This window comes from Paraburkholderia largidicola (assembly GCF_013426895.1).
GTDB lineage: Bacteria > Pseudomonadota > Gammaproteobacteria > Burkholderiales > Burkholderiaceae > Paraburkholderia > Paraburkholderia largidicola.
In genome coordinates this window covers 398374-417497 of the sequence record NZ_AP023176.1, presented here as the reverse complement: position 1 = coordinate 417497, position 19124 = coordinate 398374, and the positions used below count along the sequence as shown (strand labels likewise).

General features: G+C 62.0%; 17 protein-coding genes and 1 pseudogene. 6 read left to right on the top strand and 12 right to left on the bottom strand.

The features are described from left to right. Window positions 1-14: 14 nt before the first annotated feature. From PPGU16_RS30580 to PPGU16_RS30550, 7 genes are all read right to left on the bottom strand, one after another. Window positions 15-1187 (bottom strand): porin, encoded by a 1173-nt coding sequence (locus tag PPGU16_RS30580; protein ID WP_180726470.1) that lies wholly within the window; start codon window positions 1185-1187, stop codon window positions 15-17. A gap of 307 nt (window positions 1188-1494) precedes the next feature. After that, complete coding sequence (locus PPGU16_RS30575) at window positions 1495-1665, bottom strand: hypothetical protein (RefSeq protein WP_180726469.1); 171 nt, start codon at window positions 1663-1665, stop codon at window positions 1495-1497. A 67-nt stretch (window positions 1666-1732) separates the two neighbouring features. Then, window positions 1733-3046 carry an MFS transporter gene (locus tag PPGU16_RS30570; RefSeq protein ID WP_180726468.1) on the bottom strand — a complete coding sequence of 438 codons (1314 nt, stop codon included), beginning with the start codon at window positions 3044-3046 and terminating at the stop codon, window positions 1733-1735. 74 nt (window positions 3047-3120) lie between these two features. Continuing rightward, window positions 3121-3939, bottom strand: a complete 819-nt coding sequence (locus tag PPGU16_RS30565) for an enoyl-CoA hydratase (protein WP_180727113.1) — start codon at window positions 3937-3939, stop codon at window positions 3121-3123. A 22-nt stretch (window positions 3940-3961) separates the two neighbouring features. Next, the gene (locus tag PPGU16_RS30560) at window positions 3962-5380 is read right to left on the bottom strand and encodes an aldehyde dehydrogenase family protein (RefSeq protein ID WP_180726467.1); all 1419 of its coding nucleotides are present in this window, start codon (window positions 5378-5380) and stop codon (window positions 3962-3964) included. Beyond that, window positions 5377-6150, bottom strand: coding sequence for an enoyl-CoA hydratase/isomerase family protein (locus PPGU16_RS30555; protein WP_180726466.1), 774 nt, complete (start codon window positions 6148-6150; stop codon window positions 5377-5379). The genes PPGU16_RS30560 and PPGU16_RS30555 overlap by 4 nt, the downstream gene beginning before the upstream one ends. After that, window positions 6147-8240, bottom strand: coding sequence for an acetate--CoA ligase family protein (locus PPGU16_RS30550; protein ID WP_180726465.1), 2094 nt, complete (start codon window positions 8238-8240; stop codon window positions 6147-6149). Before PPGU16_RS30550 ends, PPGU16_RS30555 begins: the two co-directional genes overlap by 4 nt. A gap of 101 nt (window positions 8241-8341) precedes the next feature. Between PPGU16_RS30550 and PPGU16_RS30545 the strand changes: the two genes are divergently transcribed. Then, a complete protein-coding gene (locus PPGU16_RS30545) occupies window positions 8342-9241 on the top strand; it encodes a LysR family transcriptional regulator (RefSeq protein ID WP_180726464.1) in 900 nt (299 codons plus the stop codon). Between the two features lie 30 nt (window positions 9242-9271). Here the strand turns inward: PPGU16_RS30545 and PPGU16_RS30540 are convergent, their stop codons facing one another. Both PPGU16_RS30540 and PPGU16_RS30535 read right to left on the bottom strand, forming a co-directional pair. Further along, window positions 9272-10084: an alpha/beta fold hydrolase gene (locus PPGU16_RS30540; protein ID WP_180726463.1), complete on the bottom strand. Its 813-nt coding sequence runs from the start codon at window positions 10082-10084 to the stop codon at window positions 9272-9274. Between the two features lie 28 nt (window positions 10085-10112). Further along, complete coding sequence (locus PPGU16_RS30535) at window positions 10113-10646, bottom strand: 2,4'-dihydroxyacetophenone dioxygenase family protein (RefSeq protein ID WP_180726462.1); 534 nt, start codon at window positions 10644-10646, stop codon at window positions 10113-10115. 257 nt (window positions 10647-10903) lie between these two features. Here PPGU16_RS30535 and PPGU16_RS30530 point away from each other — a divergent pair, with 257 nt between their 5' ends. Beyond that, window positions 10904-11527, top strand: a complete 624-nt coding sequence (locus PPGU16_RS30530) for a TetR/AcrR family transcriptional regulator (RefSeq protein ID WP_180726461.1) — start codon at window positions 10904-10906, stop codon at window positions 11525-11527. 81 nt (window positions 11528-11608) lie between these two features. Then, complete coding sequence (locus tag PPGU16_RS30525) at window positions 11609-12331, top strand: SDR family oxidoreductase (protein ID WP_180726460.1); 723 nt, start codon at window positions 11609-11611, stop codon at window positions 12329-12331. A gap of 82 nt (window positions 12332-12413) precedes the next feature. On the opposite strand, the gene PPGU16_RS30520 is transcribed toward PPGU16_RS30525, so the two are convergent. From PPGU16_RS30520 to PPGU16_RS30510, 3 genes are all read right to left on the bottom strand, one after another. Then, the gene (locus tag PPGU16_RS30520; RefSeq protein ID WP_180726459.1) at window positions 12414-13283 is read right to left on the bottom strand and encodes a GNAT family N-acetyltransferase; all 870 of its coding nucleotides are present in this window, start codon (window positions 13281-13283) and stop codon (window positions 12414-12416) included. Between the two features lie 384 nt (window positions 13284-13667). Then, on the bottom strand, window positions 13668-14870 hold the full coding sequence (locus tag PPGU16_RS30515; protein WP_180726458.1) for a GNAT family N-acetyltransferase: 1203 nt from the start codon (window positions 14868-14870) through the stop codon (window positions 13668-13670). A gap of 456 nt (window positions 14871-15326) precedes the next feature. Beyond that, a complete protein-coding gene (locus tag PPGU16_RS30510) occupies window positions 15327-15632 on the bottom strand; it encodes a hypothetical protein (protein WP_224028469.1) in 306 nt (101 codons plus the stop codon). A gap of 166 nt (window positions 15633-15798) precedes the next feature. On the opposite strand from PPGU16_RS30510, the gene PPGU16_RS30505 reads away from it, so the two are divergent. From PPGU16_RS30505 to PPGU16_RS30495, 3 genes and pseudogenes are all read left to right on the top strand, one after another. Continuing rightward, entirely contained in the window at window positions 15799-15987 is a 189-nt protein-coding gene (locus tag PPGU16_RS30505) for a hypothetical protein (protein ID WP_180726457.1), read from the top strand. A 462-nt stretch (window positions 15988-16449) separates the two neighbouring features. Then, window positions 16450-17706 (top strand): cupin domain-containing protein, encoded by a 1257-nt coding sequence (locus tag PPGU16_RS30500; RefSeq protein ID WP_180726456.1) that lies wholly within the window; start codon window positions 16450-16452, stop codon window positions 17704-17706. 85 nt (window positions 17707-17791) lie between these two features. Further along, window positions 17792-19098, top strand: a pseudogene (locus tag PPGU16_RS30495) (Nramp family divalent metal transporter). The last annotated feature ends 26 nt before the right edge of the window (window positions 19099-19124 follow it).

The window sequence follows — 19124 nt, the reverse complement described above, 5'->3', positions numbered from 1 at the left end:
GACGGCGTCTGCGCTCAGAACTTGTGCCGGAAGCCAACGCGGATGACGCCTTGCGTGTCGGACTTCGACGGCGTCAGCAGGTTGATTGCAGCGACGGCCGGCTTGCCTGTCGAGTCGGTGCCCGAAGCGCGCTGATAGACGCCGAGCACATAGACCGTCGTGCGTTTCGACAGGAAGTACTGGGCGGTCAGCTCGCCCTGGTGATAGCGTGCGCCGCCGTTGCCACCCGCTCCGTTGCCGTCCGTGAAGTCATATGCGGCGCCCAGCAACCAGTCGGGCGCGGGGCGGAAGCGGTAGGCGATTTCCGCGTTATTGAACATCGCGGTTCCCGTGTAATGCGAGGGATTCGGACCTGACGACGTGTCGCCCAGGTCGCTGAATCTGACGTTCGAGTAGCTCACCGAGACCGTGCTGCCGCCGATCGTGTACGCTGCCGCTGCGCCGATAACCGTATAGCTGTGCGCCGACATGAAACCGCTGTAGACAGGCGTTACCGTGCCGTTTGCGGTGGATGCCGTGAGCGGCGTCTGCGAGTTGTTGCCAAAGAAGCTGAGATTCGGGTTGCGCGCGTTGAGCACTGCCACGCCGAAGTTGAACGGGCCGCCAGCGTAACCGCCGCCAATCGACCACACCTGATTGCGCGTCGCATCGCCTGCCACGCCGCCCAGGCTGTACACGCCGCCAAACGTGAGGCCCGAGAAAGTCGGACTCGTGTATTTGATCGAGTTGTTGGTGCGGTAGCTGTTGTTGAAGTTGTCGAGATCGCCAGGGTGCGCCGAGATATAGCCGCCCCAGTTATCGGCCGCCGTGAGCTGCCCCACATAATCGACCATCGAATCGTATTGTCGGCCAAGCGTCACCGATCCAAAACGGTCGCTCGTCAAACCGACATAAGCCTGCCGGCCGAACAGCAGCCCGCCCTGCCCGATGGTGCCGTTATTCACATTGAAGCCGTTTTCGAGGAAGAAGATACTTTTGAGTCCTCCGCCGAGATCTTCGATGCCGCGAAAGATAAAGCGGCTCCCGTTGTTCACGCCGCTCGACATCATGTATTGATGCGCGCCGCCGGCGTTCGTTACGTCGTTGATGCCGACATCGATAATCCCCGCCAGCGTGACGCTGCTCTGCGCGTAGGCAACGTGATACAGCGGTGCGATAAGCGCAAGTGCGCACAAGGTCTTTTTCATCTGATTCTCCGTTTTCGTAGTTATGGCAATGCAATGCGTCATGACAGCGCAAGCTGTACTGCGCGGCGCGCGACCGCGCGCCGGGACGCCCATTGGGTGTCCCGGTGGTTTCGATGGAAAACGCTGGAAAAAAGGTGCCCCTCCGCCTGTGGGTCAGGCAGAAATCGTTAGAACACCTGGTCGTGGAATCGGGTCAGGCAGCGCGTTGTCGGCGCTTCTTGATGAATGTCGATGTCAAGCGTGTCTCCTTTTTCAGCACTGTGCCTGCGAAGACGCTCACTGACAAAAACCTTTTCTCGATAGGAAGCTATGCCGTTGCGGCATAATTCAGCCGATTTTCATCGCGCCGATCCGTCGTTGGTGTCATCGGTCCGCCAATATGCACGGCGAGATCGATGCCCTTGCCGATCAGGTCGATCAGCCGGGCTGTGAAACCGAGGTTGCGCTGCAAGGTGGGGGAAATCAGAGACTGCGGCACAGAATGCCTGAATGCGCGCTAGTACGTGTACTACCGGCGAGGCATTCGACACCTCGCCGACGTCAGCTTACCGATTGACCATTTTCGCAGGCACCCACATCACGATCATCAACGCAGCGATCAGCAGGCACGCCGAGACGAGCACGAGCCCGGTGGTCAGTGAATGCGTCGTGGTTTGCAGCCAGCCGAGCAGGGCCGGCCCGACGAAGCTCGCGAGATTGCCCGTCGAGTTGATCAGCGCGATCCCCGCCGCCGCGCCCGCACCGCCTAAAAACGACGAAGGCAGTGCCCAGAACATCGGCAGCGAGGTGATGATGCTGGCCGTCGCGATCGTGAGGCCGATCATCGCGATGAGTGGTTCCTGCCCGCCCAGCGCACACAACAGGAAGCCGGGAATCGACAGCAGCACGGGCACGATCGCATGCCAGCGCCGCTCGCGCATGCGGTCCGAACTGCGCCCCGCGTACAGCATGCCGATGAGTGCCGCGAGATACGGAATCATCGCAAGCAGGCCGATCATCAGCGGGTCCTTTACACCGGCGCTTCTGATGATCGTCGGCTGCCAGAAGCCGATCGTGCTCGTGCCCATCACGATGAAGAACAGGATCGCGCAGAGCAGCCACACACGCCCGCCCGTCAGGCCGTAGCGCACCGACGTATGCGTGCGGGCCGCCGTGTCCGCGGCGATCTCGGCAGTCGCGAGCGCGCGCTCCCCGGCGTCGAGCCAACGTGCGTCGCCGACCTTGTCGGTAAGGAAGAGGTAGACCACGAGGCCAAGCAGTGCGGCCGGCACGGCTTCGAGAATGAACAGCCATTGCCACGCGGCCATGCCGTGCCAGCCGTTCATCGCATGCAGGATGTAGCCCGACACCGCGCCGCCCACGATGCCGGAGACAGGATTGCCCGCCATCAGGATGGCGACCATCTTGCCGCGCCGGTGTGCTGGAAACCACTGGCTGAGGTAGAGCAGAATGCCGGGGAGAAATCCCGCCTCGGCGACGCCGAGCAGGAATCGCAGCACATAGAACTGCGATGTCGAATGCGTCCACGCCATCGCCGCGGACACGATCGCCCACGTCACCATGATGCGTCCGATCCAGCGCCGTGCCCCCACACGATGCAGGATCAGGTTGCTCGGCACCTCCGCCATGAAATAGCCGATGAAGAAGATGCCCGCGCCAATACCATACGCCGCATCGCTGAAACCGAGATCGGTCAGCATGGTCAGCTTGGCGAAGCCGACATTCACGCGGTCCAGATACGCCACCACGTAACAGAGGAACAGCAACGGCATGAAGCGCCATGCGATCTTGCGGTAGACGGCATCGCCCGACCGCGCTTGTTCCGCGGACAGGGCGCCCGCGTTCAGGTCCAGATCCATCTTCGTGTCTCCTTGTTCGGCTCTCTCGGCCATATTCGCTTTCCGCGGATTGCCCGCGGATTCTCCTGTCCTGATCACGCGCCGGTGAATCTCGCCTGCCTGCGCTCGATGAAATGCGCCACGCCTTCCGTGAAGTCCTCGCTCTGGATGCTATAAAACATCTCGCGATTGGCGAGCGCGATCGATTCGGCGAGCGTCTGGAACGGCGTCTCGCCCAGTTGCTGCTTCATGACCCGGATCGAGCGCGGCGAGACGTTGGTCGCCAGATCGTCGGCATAGGCGATCGCCTCGGCGAGCAGGCTCTCGTGCGGGACGATACGCTCGACGAGCCGCATCGCAAGTGCTTCGTCTGCGCTCACCTTGCGCGCGGAGTAGAGCATGTCGGCGGCATGCCCCGGTCCCACCACGCGCGGCAGCATCCACGCAATGCCGTGCTCGGCGATCAGGCCGCGCTTCGCGAATGCCGTCGAGAAGATGGCCTTGTCGCTAGCGAAACGGATATCGCTGTAGAGCGCGAACACCAGGCCCAGCCCGGCGGCCGCGCCATTGATCGCGCTGATGACTGGTTTGCGCACGCCCATGAAGTACGAGTAGCGGCTTTGATAGTCGGCGCGGCGGTTCATGTCATAGGGACGCATCCACTCGGCCGCGCGGATATCTTCAGGCGGCAGCACTTCGAGTTCGGCGATATCCATGCCCGCGCAAAACGCACGTCCAATGCCCGTCAGTACGATAGCGCGTACGGCGTCATTCTGATCGAGTGCACTGAACGCATCCCGCAATTGCACTTCCATGACCTTGGTCAGCGCGTTCATCTTGTCCGGTCGATTGAACGATACGACGGCAACCTGTTCGTGCACGCCCGCGCGGGTGATTTCAATTTGCTGGCTCATCATTGTGTTCTCTCTGAAAGTCTCATTGCGGAAGCTGGATCGCGCGAAGCTCGACGAATTCTTCGATGCCAAACGCCCCGCCCTCGCGGCCAATGCCCGATGCGCCGAAACCGCCGAACGGAGCACGCGCGTTGAACGGCGCGCCGTTGATATCGATCTGACCGGCGCGCAAGCGGCGCGCGACGCGCACGGCATGTTCAGCCGAAGCGCTCCATACCGCGCCCGCGAGACCATACGACGTGCCGTTGGCGAGCGCGACAGCCTCTTCTTCAGTCGAGTAAGTCTGCACGGCCAGCACGGGGCCGAACACTTCTTCCTGCGCGAGTTCCGCGTCGATCGGCACCCGGCCGAAGATGGCTGGCGCAACGAAATACCCTCGCGACGGCAGCGCTGGCTTCACGCCATTTGCGATATCGTCGTAGCCCGCTTTTTCGGCGCGTTCGATGTATGCATTCACACGGTTCCGATGATCCGCCGACACGAGCGGACCGATGCGCGAATCGGCATCGCGCGGATCGCCGACGCGCAGGTTCGCCACGCCCGCGCGAAGCGGCTCGCGATAGGCTTCGTATTGCGCTTCCGGTACGATGAGCCGCGTGATCGCGCTGCATGTCTGACCCGAGTTCAGCATGCACGACGAGAGCGCATGCTTCACGACGGCAGCCTGATCCGCATCCGGCAGCGCGATGCTCGCGGACTTGCCGCCGAGTTCGAGCGCCACGCGTTTGAGACCGGCGCCCGCCATCGACGCGATATGTCTTCCTGCGGCGGTCGATCCCGTGAACGAGACCATATCGATGCCCGGATGCGCAACGAGCGCTTCCCCCGTCAAACGATCGCCGTAGACGATGTTCAACACGCCGCGCGGCAGCCGCGCTTCGAGTGCCGCCTCACACAATGCGCCGACCACGCCTGGCGCGAGTTCCGACGGCTTGAGCACGACGCAGCAACCCGCGACCAGCGCCGCCGCCAGCTTCGCCGTGATCTGATGCAGCGGGTAGTTCCACGGCGTGATCGCGGCGACGACGCCCACGGCTTCTTTCGTCACGACCGAGTGTCCCACGCGGGTTTCCGCCAGCGCTTCGGCCGCATGAGCCGCCGCCGCGCGCCATGCGGCGATGGGCGCCTGCAACTGGATGCGCCGTGTGAGCTTGAGCGGCATGCCGACTTCGGCGACGACATCGGCGGCCATGCGATCGGAACGCGCTTCGAGCGCATCGGCAATGGCGAGCAGGAACGTCGCCCGTTCATCGATGGAGGTGTTCGACCATCGTGGAAGCGCCGCGCGCGCCGCTTTGACGGCGGCATCGACTTCGGCCGAACTGCCGTGTGCGACGGTCGCGATGGGTTCTTCCGTCGTGGAGTCGTAGATCGTGGTCATGGCCGCGCCCGTTGCCGCGCGCATGTCGCCGTCGATCAGATGCTGGTGGTAATGAATCATGCTCTGGAATCCGTGGAAGCCTTGGCGTTGAGAAAAGCACGCATGGCCGCTTGCGGCTCACCGTGCGCGTAGCATTCGGTTTGCGCTTCGATGCCGGCTGCGCATGCAGCGTCGAAGCCGGGTTGCGTCAGTGCGCGAAAGCGCCGCTTCGAGAGCTTCATCGCATGCGCGGGAAGCTTTGCGAGGTGCTTCGCGCGTTCGAGCGCGGCATCGAGCACATTCGGTGGTTCCGTCAGTTCCGTCACGAGCCCGATGTCGTACGCGCGCCGCGCATCGATCAGATCGCCGGACAGCGACATCTGCACGTTATGCGTCATGCCGACATGCAGCGTCATCAGATACGACCCGACGATGCTCGCCAGGCCCGCCTTCACTTCCGGCTGCCCGATGCGCACATTCACAGCCGCGATGCGCCAGTCCGCGCACAACGCGATCTGGAACCCCGCGCCCGCGGCCACACCGTTGAGCGCGGCGATGCATGGTTTATCGAGGTCGCGCACGGCCTGATACATCGCGCGTTGCGCGTTGAGCCATGCAGGAATCCGCTCGATATCGACTTCGGCTGCATCTTCCAGATCCTGTCCCGCGCAGAACGCACGTGAGCCTGCGCCCGTCAGCACGATCGCGCGCACTGCCGCATCCTCGTTCAGTTGCGCGAGCGTTTCGATGAGCGATGCGCGCAGCGCCTGATTCACCGCATTGAGTTTTGCCGGACGATTCAGCGTGACGAGCGCGATATCGTCACGGATGTCGCAAAGGATTTCGCTCATGCCTGCTCCTTGAACTGCACGACAGCATCCACGACGACGACACCATCGCCGCGCGCCATCACCATGACGGGGTTCATGTCGACCGATACGAGCGACGTCCGGTGTGCCATGGCGAAATGCCCAAGCGCGACGGCGGCCTTCGCGAGCGCATCGGCGTCGAGCGGCGGCTGGCCGCGATAGCCATTAATCAGAGGCGCGATCCGCAGACGGCGGATCGCTGCGAGTGCGTCGTCGACAGTGAACGGCGCGAGTAGCGATGCGACATCGCCGCGCACTTCAACCAGCGTTCCGCCCTCGCCGATCACGACGATGGGTCCGAGCACAGGATCGACCGTCACGCCGAGCATGAACTCGTGCAGACCACGCGCCATACGTGCAACCACGACGCGCGGCTCCCTCACGCCGAGCGAGTTCAATCGCGCGAGGCAGTCTTCCGCTGCGCCCCGCGCATCGCTGACGCCGATATGCACGAGACCGTGTTCGCTTTTGTGTGGAATTTCCGCCGCACAACCCTTGACGACGACTTGCTCGCCCATCGTCTGCGCGATAACGGCGGCCTCGTCCGCATTCGCACACACTGCATGCTCGACGACGGGCACGCCGTAGCGTTGAAGCAGGCTCAAGCTTGCAGCTTCATCGAGCAGGCCGTGCGGAACGATCGTTTCTTCGGGTGACAATGAAGACGCCGCTGCGCAATGCATCCGATCGCTGTGCGCGTACTGCCACAGCGCGTGGATCGCGTCGGTCTCACTGATGTAAGTCGGCACGCCGCACGCTTCGAACTCCGCGCGCACGGAACGCTGCGGTGCGGTTACGACCAGTGGCTTGCGATGCGACGCCATGAAATGCGCAGCGGTACGCGCGAGATCGGGGACATCGTAGCCAGGCCCAGCAACGGGCACGCCGATGGCGAACATATCGGCTTGCGGATCGCGGCCGAGCGCGTCGAGCACCTTCGAGAACATCGCGCCGTTGCCGAGCAGCGATGCCGTCAGGTCGAGCGGATTGCCAGCCGTCGCGAAGCCTGGAAGGATTTGCGCAAGCGAAGCGACGGTTGCGTCAGAGAGGCTCGCGAGCGGCAAGCCGACGCGTTCGGCCGCATCCGCGCACAACACGCCGACCGCGCCGCTGTGGCTCATCACGACCGTACGACCCTCGCGCACAGGAAATCCGCGCTCGAACAGCGCGGCCGCATTGACGAGTTCGTGGACATCGCGGGCGCGCAGAATGCCGTGCCGTTCCAGGAACGCGTCGAGCGCGGCATCCTGACCGGCCAGCGCACCGGTGTGGGACGCTGCTGCCGCCGCACCTAGCGCGCTGCTGCCGCCCTTGAGCAGCACGACGCGCGCGCCTCGCTTTCGCGCGATGCGTGCGGCCTCGGCGAGCATCGCAGGCTGTGACAGCGACTCGACATACACCAGAATGAGACGGATCGATTCGTCCGTCGCGACGCTCAGCGCCAGTTCCGACACACCCAGATCGGCATCGTTGCCGGTGGCCGCGAGATAGCGCACGCCGAGACCGCGCTCGCGCAGCAGCACGTAGGGCATCACACTCGCCGCGCCGCTCTGGCTCACGATGGCGATCGGTCCGTCCATCGGCTCGGCTTCCATGAACATCGTGCTGAAGTTCAGTACCGCGCCGCTCGCAAAATTGGCGATACCCTGCGCATTCGGCCCGACGATGCGCATCCCGGACGCGCTTGCATGGCGCACGAGATCGTCCTGCAGCGCGCGGCCCTGCGCGCCTGTTTCCGCGAATCCCGACGCCATGACGATTGCGGTGGCGATTCCCATGTCGGCGCATACGCGGACCGCGTCAGCCGCCGCATCACCCGCCATGGCGATGATCGCCGCCTCCGGCACCTCGGGAAGCTGCGCGAGGCTTGCAAAGCAGGGCAGCCCCTGTACCTCGGCGCGCTGAGGATTCACGGGCAGGATGCGGCCCTCGTATCCGTAACGCTGCATGTAATGGATCGCGCGTCCGCCGACCTTGTTCGGATTGTCCGACGCGCCGATGACGGCCACCGATGCCGGATTCCACAATGCCGTTGCGGGCGCGTGAGGGATGTCGTTTCGTCTCTTGAGCATGTTGTTTCTTCGATCAGGAATGCATGATCGAAGGCTACGTGCGCCGGCCGCCATCAGGAAGTGTTAGATTGGCTATATCAGATATCGACTTTTGTGAAACCATGAACCTGAAGCAACTGGAGACTTTCGCAGTCGTCGCCGAACTCGGCTCGATCTCGCGCGCTGCACAGGCGCTAGGCGTCGCGCAGTCGCTTGTCAGCCGCAATCTCACGCAACTGGAAGAAGCGTGGCGCGACCGGCTGTTCGAGCGGACCGGCCGTGGCGTACTGCTGACGGAATTCGGCCGGCGGGTGCAGCCGGAAGTGGCATTGCTGCTGAGTCAGGCGGAGCGTCTGGAGGTTGTCGTCAAGGAATCGGCGGGTGCGCTGACGGGCACGGTGCATATCGGCATGCTGCCGTCGCTCGCGCCGCAATTGCTGCCAAAGCTTTTCGCGGATATCAGCGAAAAAGCGCCCGCCGTCAGGCTGCACGTCGTGGAGGGGTTCAGCGGATCGCTCGACGAGCAACTCGGCAGCGGGCGTTTAGACATGATCGTCGTCAACCGCTATGGCGCCGCGCAGGGACGACACGAAGACGTGCTCGGCGTCGTGGACACGTTTCTCGTCGGCGACCCAAAGCACGACGTATTCGGCCGCAGCACGATCGCCTTCAAACGGCTCGCCGGACTGCGCCTCGTGTTACCGGCTGCGCCGAATGGCCTGCGCGCTGTGCTCGATCACGTCGCTCGCGAACAAGGCGTCTCGCTCAACATCGTGATGGAAGTCGATACGCTCACCGCGATGAAGGATGTCTCGGCGAGCGGCGGCGCTTTTACCATCCTTCCAGAACTGGCGGTGCGCGAGGAGCAGAAGGCCGGGCGCCTCGCCGCGATGCGTATCGAACGGCCGGCCATCAAGCGTACGATCGCGCTCGGGTTCACCCGGCAGCGGCCTCTTCTGAAAGCCGCGCGATTTGTCGGATCGCGCTTGCGCGAACTGACGAGTGAGTTACTCGCGGCGTAGGGCGATTGCTTCGCAGACCCATCACGATCATCAGGCAAAGAACTCGACCATCGCTCGCGCTACCGCCGCAGCATCGTTTTCCGTCGGGATATGTCCGGCACGTGGAATTCTCACCAGCCTGGATTGCGGAATCTGCGAGACAAAGTACTCCGCATTTTCAACCGGCTGGAACGTATCGTCTTCGCCCCATATCAGCAGCTTCGGTGTCTGCGAAGCGCGCAACTGAGGCACTAGCGCGGTGGTATAGCGACTGTACGCAGCGCCCGCCAGCGCAAGCCACGAGCGGGCCACCCGCGCGTCTTGCCAGGGATCGAGGTATTCGCCGATTTCGTCCTCGCCTGCCGGACGGCCGAGCGCGGTGATGACCGACTTGCGGCGCGCGGCGAGGATATCTTCATGCGTCGTCGCCGCTGCGACGGCTGGGTCCCTGAAGCGCGCGACACCCGGTACCGGCCATGAGTCGAACATCACGGCATTGACGAGCACCAGCTTCTCGACGCGAATTTTTCCGTCCACGAGAATGTGCTGCGCCACGCCACCGCCGATATCGTGCCCCGCAAGCAGAACCGGTTCGTCGATATCAAGCGCCCGCAGAAATTCGACGGCCCAATCGGCGAGAGCGGGAATCGATGCGGTTTCCACCGTCAGTTCACCACCTGAGCGGCCGAGGCCCGGAAAATCAACGGCAATCGCCCGGAAACCGGCGCGCGCCAGATCGTCCATCACGGGCTGCCAGACGCGGCTCCAATAGGTACCGTGAAGCATGAGTACCACCGGACCGCTTTCACCCGCGGCGAGGTAACTGGTTTGGGCGCCTGCCACTTCGACAGTCAGTCGTTTCATTTCAAATACTCCTTTGCGCGTTCATTCATTAGCGGATGAAGCGCCGCACATAGTCCGCACCGAGGCCGATCGATTCGTAGTGCTTGCGCGCCGCATCGATCTTCGTGAATACATCTTCGTAGCCGACCGCGACACCTTGTGGATCGACATACGTATAACCGCCCGTCACATGGAACCAGGTGATCATCTCCGTGACGTCTTCGGGCACGTAAAGCGTATGGGTTTCGCCCGCTGGTTCATGCGCGTAGCTGCCCTGTTCCGCGATCCAATCATGTTCGAGGTAGTACCAGCGCCCTTTGAGCACGAGCGCATGCACAGGCCCCGTGTGTCGATGGCGCGACAGCACGCCTGACTGACGCACACGCAGCAGGTTCACGTAGTAGCCCTGACTGGCGTTCAGCAGGAGCGGCTTGAATGAAACCGTGGAGGTGCTGGGCACCCACAGGTTGTCGTCCTCCAGAAATGTGTCGAGCACGCCCAGATGGACGAGGTCCGCAGTCATGTCCTGCGGCTGCGGGAGTTGGTAGGGAATTGCGTTTTCGTCGGGTTTTCGTGGGTCCATTTCGGTTGTGCCTCTGTGCTGTACGGTTGCGCAGGCGTTGCTCGCACAGGGCCGGAATGACCCTGCTGGCGGACGCCTCGGTGAAGATTGACATTCAGGTCAATCTTGACACTCGCGACAAGAATAGACCGAATTTCGGAAATGTGCACGCACGGGTAGTCGTGGTGTGCGTACCCTCGCTTGCGTTTTGTATCACTCGATATATAATGCGCCCGATCCACGGATAACACGACGTTCGTGCAAGCAGGAGCACAACCATGGCAAGGCCGAGAGAATTCGATGAAGAGCGCGCGCTCGAAGCGGCGCGCGACGCGTTCTGGGAACGCGGCTACGAAGGCACGTCCACGCGCGACCTGGTGAAATACACCGGCCTGACGCAGCCCAGCCTGTACAACGCGTTCGGCGACAAACGCGCGCTGTTTCGCCGCGCGCTAGAGCATTACCTCGATCACACCTTGAGAAGCCGGCTCGCAAGGCTGGAAGATGAATTCACGCCTGCTCTCGCTGTCACCGCCTATTTTGCGGAAGTCATTCATCGCAGCGGATCGGATATCGGCCAGCGAGGCTGCATGCTGGTGAATTCCGTATTGGAGAAGGACCAGCATGCGGACGGTTTGCAGGAAGCCATCGCGAGCGAGCTTGCTGAGATAAAGAGCTTCTTTCATCGGAGCATCGTTGCTGCGCAGAAGCGTCGCGAAGTGCCGAAGAGCATTAGCGCCGATGACGCGTCCGCGCATCTGCTCACGTTGTTGCTAGGCATGCGCGTGCTCGCGCGTATCGGACCCGATCTTGAACTGCTGCGTTCGGCCGTCGAGGTATCGCTGGCTACGCTGGGTTTGCCACGCCTGCGGGAAGCAGAAAACAGCAAGCGCAGCAAATGATTTTTCGTCGCGCGGTGAGTTGCGTTCACTCAAGAACGGCAACTGCTCGCGCAATTCCACTTTGTCTTTTGAAGAAGCATCATGACGCAACGTACTTTTCTTATCACTGGCGCGAGCAAAGGCATCGGTCGCGCGCTGTCCGAGCGGCTCGCCCGCGCTGGCCATCATGTTGTCGGCATCGCACGTCGCACCGATGACCCCACGTTCCCCGGCACGCTGGTGAGCATCGATCTCGCCGATCGCGACGCGACCGATAAAGGCCTGCGCGAGCTGACCTCGCGCTACGCATTCGACGGCGTCGTCAACAACATGGGCTTCGTCAAGCTCGCGCGTCTTGGCGAGATCGAACTGGACGATCTCGACCGCACGTTCAGCACCAATCTCGCGCCCGCTGTGCAAACCGCCCAGGCGTTGCTGCCGAATATGAAGGAGAAAGGCTGGGGACGCATCGTCAATCTGTCGAGCCTGGTCGTGCTGGGCGTCGCGCAGCGAAGCACGTATGCCGCAGCCAAGAGCGCGATGATCAGCTTCACGCGCACGTGGGCACTCGAACTCGCCGACTCCGGCATCACCGTCAACTCCGTGGCGCCTGGACCGACCGAAACCGAGATGTTCCGCGAGAACACACCTGTCGGCAGCGAAGCCGAAAAACGCTTTCTGTCGCTCGTGCCGATGAAGCGCTTCGGCAAGCCCGACGAACTCGCAGCGAGCGTCGAGTTCTTTCTGTCCGAGCCGGCCGGGTTCATCACTGGACAGACGCTGTATGTCGACGGTGGTGCGTCGATTGGCAAAGCGGCGATCTGACGTCTGGGGGACCCGCGCGCTCGCGAACCAGTTGATGCGGGCGCGCCGGTGCGACGCCACGCTGTGTGCGCAAAACAGGATGTCAGAGATTGGGCGTAAATGCCTCGTGCGACTGTCGAGAGGCGCCACGCTTGAGTGTTCTCGCCACCGAGTACATCGTGCTCAGGCGTTCCACACCGAGCCGCTGTTGCAAAGTCCCGCCGAAGCCGCTTAAAAAGTCGTATGTGGCAGCACCTGAAAATCCGTCGAAATCGAATGTCAGGTTGCGGCCGATCGCCTCCTGGATCGCGGACCAGACCAGAAGACTGATCGCTCCACCAGGCGACGCCTGCGCGCGCGAAGAGAGCAGGTAGTACATGCTGTCACAATCCCAAACGAGGCCGATCACACCGGCTAGCCTGCCGTGCCGATCATATGCGCCCAGCAGACGTCCCGCTTTCCTGTCGACAAATGCATTCACGAGTTCGCGCATGACGACGGTGCCATACGCGTTGGTTCGTGACCGCGATGCGAGATTCGCTTCATAGAAACGAAGAAACTCGCCCGGTGCTTCGATTTGGCGCACGGTCAAAGTCGTCGCTGCATTCCGGATGACGTTGCGTGTCTTGCTGCTCATGCGCGCCCACACCTCAGGCGTCGTGCAATCCGGCCCGATATGAAACGTGTACCGTGCTGAAATGGTGAAGCCACGCAGCGCAAAAGCAAGCGCATCTTTCACGCGATGGTCGAAGACCTGGAAGAAACTGTCGAAACGCGGCAACTGTTCAATCAGGCGCGTCGTGACGTGCATGCGATGGCGGAACTCGCGCACGGGATCGGTCCCAATCGGCTTGATGACAGGACCCAACGTGCGCGTCAGCGGCGGCAGACGCGAGACGCGCCACACGCCCTTGCGGGCGAGATAGTACGGCATTTCACCCAGCAACTGGTTGCCATGCTTGACGGTCGCCATCTCCCACTCACCGCCCGTCGCAATGTCGAGCCACCAGTGCTCATGGAAAATGGAATAGGCCGTGGTTGCCGTCTGCCGCGACGAAGATAGCGCTTCAGGCGTCCGCGCAGTCGGACAGTCTGTGGGGCTTTCTGAATATAGCTGTGAAAAATGTCCGATTGCCATAACCATGTCTCTGCTTGCATAGCCGAAACGAGTGCGCAAATTCCGCGCCCAAGCTGTTTCGTCTGCATCCGCCGCATATAGCCGGTTCAGGCGCCCATGAGACGCGGAGCAAAAGCACTCCGGCTCGCGCCACAGTCCGTGCGCAACATTTGGTCCGCCTTCGACAGCGATCGGCGTTCTATTCGGTTGTGGGCACCGACGTGGCTTCATCGGACCCGTTCACGCAGCGCCATGCAAGAAGCGCATGCGCGACCGTAGGGCAGACATGACTGACCTGACGAGTCGACGTCGCACCCGCGATATCTGGAAGAACAACACTGAGAATTCCCTGAACCGACCACGAAAGGTGAGCATCACAACCGGCGTCCGGTGCCGCGTTTCGCGATTCACCCAGTGAGTCTTGTACTCGTTGTACAAAGGCCGCATATCAAAGTCTCGGCCGTTGGCGTGGGCCCACCTGGCAACGAATTCGGTCAGCAGATTGCCCACGGAGTAGCGGCTGTATCTTTCGTCGAACGTAAAGATCCAGTACTCGAGGACGCGTGGTCCGACAAGATTGATCGAAGCGCAGATCGGCACACCATCCATCTTCACGAAGGTAACCAGTGGCACCGTTGACAGGTCTGTCTGGCTGGCAAGCGCGACGAAGAAATCCCGGACTTCGTCTTTCATCAGGTACTTCGTATTCAGACCGCGATCAAGCGCCCATTGCCGTTTGTTCGCAAACAGCCAGTCCACGACCGTGACGGCGTCGTCGAGCGTCGTACACCATCCAAATTCGACGCTACCCGCAGCGCTGAGGCCCTTCCCATAACGTCGCAAGTTCCGTCGAAGCGATGGTGACAAGGTGCCCAGAAAGTCTTCCCATCGTGCGAATGCGCGCAAGCCTACCGAATACCCCGGCAGCACGTTCAATCGCTCCGGCAACAGCTTTTGCACCCATGACCGCGGCGCCGCCTGAAGTGCCTGCTGCAACAGGCTGCCATCTTCGACGAACGGAATTTCCAGAACGTCGGCAGGGACCTGCATGACGGCGCGAACGTTTTCTGCGACAACGGATGCCGTGGCCCGTCCTTTGATCAGCGGCCCTCCGTACTCTTCGTGGTTGCCGCAGGTCAATACGGTCGCGACGCGCAGTATGCCTTTCCGGTTAATCGCAAGCGGCCATAGCGCCAGCAAGGTATCGTCGTCGTAGATCATGACGACAGCGACGACTGCGCCCATGGCAATCGCCCGTTTCGCTGCAAGTTCGCAGTACTGATAGCTGAGACAAGGAGTGTGGTCTTCGGACGCGGCCTGTAACGCTTGCCATTGAAGATGAAGGGTTTCGAACAACTCGGGCGTCTTGAAGACGTGAACGGCGTATCGCCGCTGCGTCACCCCGTGCACTGCGGACAAGTCGGCTGAAGCCTCAAAACCCATCTTCGGTCGCCCCCTGGCGGTTGGGCTTCTCCGGGATGAAATGACTCTGCCATCACAAAACTCCGGATGAGCGCCGACAATTCTTCGCTGCAAATGAACCGCACACGTGGTGACTTCAAGCCGCTTCGGGCATTCGTCCGTTCAGGTCCGCTGCACGTTTGCAGGTTCGTGCACCCAGGCTATCCAGCCAATGCTTTCAATCCTAACAGTCGTGACTACCCGAGTCCCTCGGGATTACTCCCGATTCATCTGAAGGAACGAACTGCGGGGCGTACGCGTACGAATTGCAACCCTGATGAAGCCGGGCCTCCACGAGCAGCCGTCTCCCTTGCCGCCAAGAAGGCTCGCAAGACTCCACGTCCGCTGTGTCGACACACGCCTCAGTCGAGACCCGCCAGCCGTTAGCGCCCCGCAGGACAATCTCAGTCGGACATCGCGCGACATCTGGCGCCCGCCTCATTCACCTGATTCGGCGGGAGGTTCATCGGCGAGCCAGTTGCGCACTTCCGGACGTACGCTGAAAGTCGGTGCATCTGTCCATGCGACGAGCCACGATCGCCAGGTTCTCCACTGGTCGTCGTTCATGACGAATTCTTCATAGCTCGAACCAGTCGGCGTTTCACTGACAAGGACGTAGGCGATCTCATGACCGTTCCAGTAAGCGAGCAGTTCGTCGCTCAGATCCGCTGTGACGTCGTCGCCATGTTCGGACAGAACTTTTCCGATCTTTTCCTCAAACTCGTTACGCGTCATCGCCATCATCGTCCTCTCTGGGTCATACTGGGCACCATGATCGGTGCTTGCTCGATGACAGCAATAGGTATTCCATCCATCCGGCGGCTTCGTGTGCGAGTGCTGTCACCGCCGATCGCGCGGCAGGTTGAACGGGATCGGGGCTTGCTGTTGAGTTATCGAACGGGAGACGACCATGCTCAGATTCTTCGGCATCCTCACGCTGGCAGCGACCGTCTCAGGGTGCGTTGCCGCTCCGCCCTACGGTTACGGCGATCCGCCGTATGGCCCTGGCTATTACGCACCCGGTCCGGCCATCGGTATCGGTGTGGGAGGCGGCAGCTTCGGTGGCGGGGTCGGCGTCGGCGTGGGTGTAGGGTTCTGAGACTTCTTTCATGAGCAGCCTACACAAACTGTGCACTCTCACTTTTCAGGAACGCACGTTGTCGTGATCCATCGCCGCCAACTAAAAACGTGATGGCAATGCCCACGACGATAACCTGCTCGCGCAAAGCCGCCGCATACGTCGGGCGCGTGCTCATCCTTCAGCGAACCATCCCGGCCGGCATTGCCAGAACTCACGCTGACCCACCCCCTGTATCGCGCCCTAACCCCCAGGTATAAATCACCCATGTAGATGGATGCCGCGGCTTCTCTCTACGTCTGATAGGCGTCTTCCGTCTCCATCGTTACTGTGCTCGTCAGGGCTTGTTTCCCTGATCGCGCGCTTCGTACTGACCAACAGGGCTGTGCTTTTTCGACCGATGCGACGCTCGTTGCGGGCGCATCGACATCCCACATCAGTCAGCCGGGCCGCGACTCTTGATCAACGTAACGAGGAGTCAACATGACAAACCTGTCCCGCCGCAAAGCGCTGATCGGCGCGGCTACCACGGCAATCGCCGCCGGCGTCGCCGTGACCGCGAAAGCTGCCACTTTCGGCAACCCCGACCTGCCGCCGGAAGGCGCGGTCAATGCGCGAAACCCGCTAGGCCTGACCGACCCCGGTCCGCACAGCGCCGCGCTGCAAAACCAGTTCCCGTCGTTTCAGGACCCACCCGCCACCGACATCAACGGCATGCCGCTGTTCTGGTCGTCGTTCAACAACGCGCACAAACGCATCCAGAACGGCGGTTGGGCACGCGAAGTGACGCAAGCCGACTTCGCGATCTCGAAGGATATCTCTGGCGTCAACATGCGTCTCGGGCCGGGCGGCATTCGGGAAATGCACTGGCACCAGCAGGCCGAATGGGCCATCGTGCTCGACGGCACGTGCCGCATCACGACGCTCGACGAACTCGGCCGCCCGTCGGTCCAGGACGTGAGAGCCGGCGATCTCTGGTACTTCCCGCCCGGCCTGCCGCACTCGCTGCAGGGCATGGGCCCGACGGGTACCGAATTCCTGATCGCATTCGATGCAGGCATGGCATCGGAGTTCAATACGCTGCTTCTGACCGACTGGATCGCGCATACGCCGCCGGACGTGCTGGCGCAAAACTTCGGCGTTCCGGCCGAGGCGTTCAAGAATATTCCGCTCGAGAACCTGTGGATTTTCCAGGGTAAGGAACCGGGCCCGCTCGCAGCAGATCAACGCGCAGCAGCATCGAAGAAGGGGCCGCCTGCGCTGCCCGTGACGTTCTCGCTGGCGGGCTCGCAGCCGGTTCGCAAGACGCGCGGCGGTCAGGTACAGATCGCGGACAGCCGCAACTTCAAGATCTCCGAAGCAATCGCCGCCGCGCTGGTGACGGTTCATCCGGGCGGCCTGCGCGAACTGCACTGGCATCCGAACGCGGATGAATGGCAGTACTACATCAAGGGCAAAGGTCGCGTCACCGTGTTCGATACGGGCCCGAAAGCAGCCACTGCCGATTTCAACGCGGGCGATATCGGCTACGTGAAAAAGGGCCTCGGCCACTACGTGCAAAACGTGGGCGATACCGATCTGATCTTCCTGGAAGTCTTCAAGGCCGATCACTTCGCCGAAGTGTCGCTGTCCGACTGGCTCACGCACACGCCGCCGGAAATGGTCATGCAGACGCTGAATATCAGCGCTGAAACGCTCGCGCAGTTCCCGCGCGACCGGCCCGACATTCTGCCGGAATAGGTGAGAAATACGCCGGCCCCGCGCATGCGCGGCCGGCGTCGAGAGTGATCCATAGATATCAAAGCGAGACCGGGAGTCAGTACACATGCACCCCTTACCGACCTCTAGTGACAGCGTTGCAACCGTCCATCTGACGGCGACGCAGAAGACGGGCCTTTCCGTGCAGGCGGCGCTCGAAGGAAGAAGCAAAGGCCTCGGGCGTTCCTGCCGTTTGTCGGACCTGCGCTGATCGCGTCAGTGGGTTACATGGACCCGGGCAACTTTGCCACCAATATCGAAGCGGGATCGCACTACGGCTATGGATTGCTCTGGGTCGTCCTGCTGTCGAGCCTCATCGCGATGCTGTTTCAGGCGCTGTCCGCGCGAATCGGGATCGTCACCGGAAAGAATCTCGCTGAACTATGTCGCGAGCACTTCCCGGCACGCGTCACCATGGCGATGTGGCTCGCGTCGGAACTCGCGGCCATTGCGACCGATCTTGCCGAATTTCTCGGCGGCGCGCTCGCGCTGTCCTTGCTGTTCCATCTTCCGATGCTGATTTCGATGGGCATCGTCGCCGCGCTGACCTGCGCGATCCTCTCTCTCGAAAAGCGCGGCTTCCGGCCGCTCGAAATTCTCATCGCGACGCTCGTCGCGGTGATCGGCGGCACCTATCTGTGCGAATTGATGATCGCGCCGCCCGAGTGGCCCGCCGTCATCGCGAATACATTCGTGCCGCACCTGAAGGATAGTGGCGCGCTGACGCTCGCAGTCGGTATCGTCGGTGCAACGATCATGCCGCATACGCTCTATCTCCATTCCGGACTGACGCAAAACCGCGTGATGGCGAAGAGCAGCAGCGAGCGACGCCGGTTGATCGACTTCTCCAACCGCGAAGTGTTGCTTGCGCTGGGCGCCGCCGCACTCGTCAACATGGCGATGGTGATCATGGCAGCGACCGTCTTTCATCGCGTGGCGCCGGGCATCAGCGATATCGGCGCGGCGTATCGAACGCTGATTCCTGTACTCGGCGGCGGGGCCGCCGCGATCTTCCTGGTCGGGTTGCTGGCATCGGGGATTTCTAGTTCCGTCGTTGGCACGATGGCAGGACAGGTCATCATGCAAGGCTTCGTGCGCACCCGGATTCCCGTCGCCGTGCGGCGGCTGGTGACGATCGCCCCTTCGTTCGCGATCGTCGCAATGGGCTGCAACGTCACGCGCGCGATGATCGTGAGCCAGGTCGTGCTGAGCATGGCGTTGCCGCTGCCGATGGTCGCGCTGCTCCTGCTGTCCGGGAAGCGCCCGGTGATGGGCGAATTCGCCGTCAAGCGGCGCACGATCGTGCTGGCTTCCATCGCGGCGCTCGTCATCGTCGGGCTGAATATCATGCTGATCTGGCAAGCTGTTGCGTAGCGCACCGCGTGAGTGGCGACCCGCCT

Bases quoted from the DNA above. Each gene is read 5' to 3' on its own strand.
- PPGU16_RS30580 (WP_180726470.1), bottom strand. From the start codon at position 1,187: ATGAAAAAGACCTTGTGCGCACTTGCGCTTATCGCACCGCTGTATCAC.
- PPGU16_RS30570 (WP_180726468.1), bottom strand. From the start codon at position 3,046: ATGGATCTGGACCTGAACGCGGGCGCCCTGTCCGCGGAACAAGCGCGG.
- PPGU16_RS30565 (WP_180727113.1), bottom strand. From the start codon at position 3,939: ATGAGCCAGCAAATTGAAATCACCCGCGCGGGCGTGCACGAACAGGTT.
- PPGU16_RS30560 (WP_180726467.1), bottom strand. From the start codon at position 5,380: ATGATTCATTACCACCAGCATCTGATCGACGGCGACATGCGCGCGGCA.
- PPGU16_RS30555 (WP_180726466.1), bottom strand. From the start codon at position 6,150: ATGAGCGAAATCCTTTGCGACATCCGTGACGATATCGCGCTCGTCACG.
- PPGU16_RS30550 (WP_180726465.1), bottom strand. From the start codon at position 8,240: ATGCTCAAGAGACGAAACGACATCCCTCACGCGCCCGCAACGGCATTG.
- PPGU16_RS30545 (WP_180726464.1), top strand. From the start codon at position 8,342: ATGAACCTGAAGCAACTGGAGACTTTCGCAGTCGTCGCCGAACTCGGC.
- PPGU16_RS30540 (WP_180726463.1), bottom strand. From the start codon at position 10,084: ATGAAACGACTGACTGTCGAAGTGGCAGGCGCCCAAACCAGTTACCTC.
- PPGU16_RS30535 (WP_180726462.1), bottom strand. From the start codon at position 10,646: ATGGACCCACGAAAACCCGACGAAAACGCAATTCCCTACCAACTCCCG.
- PPGU16_RS30530 (WP_180726461.1), top strand. From the start codon at position 10,904: ATGGCAAGGCCGAGAGAATTCGATGAAGAGCGCGCGCTCGAAGCGGCG.
- PPGU16_RS30525 (WP_180726460.1), top strand. From the start codon at position 11,609: ATGACGCAACGTACTTTTCTTATCACTGGCGCGAGCAAAGGCATCGGT.
- PPGU16_RS30520 (WP_180726459.1), bottom strand. From the start codon at position 13,283: ATGGCGACCGTCAAGCATGGCAACCAGTTGCTGGGTGAAATGCCGTAC.
- PPGU16_RS30515 (WP_180726458.1), bottom strand. From the start codon at position 14,870: ATGGGTTTTGAGGCTTCAGCCGACTTGTCCGCAGTGCACGGGGTGACG.
- PPGU16_RS30510 (WP_224028469.1), bottom strand. From the start codon at position 15,632: ATGATGGCGATGACGCGTAACGAGTTTGAGGAAAAGATCGGAAAAGTT.
- PPGU16_RS30505 (WP_180726457.1), top strand. From the start codon at position 15,799: ATGCTCAGATTCTTCGGCATCCTCACGCTGGCAGCGACCGTCTCAGGG.
- PPGU16_RS30500 (WP_180726456.1), top strand. From the start codon at position 16,450: ATGACAAACCTGTCCCGCCGCAAAGCGCTGATCGGCGCGGCTACCACG.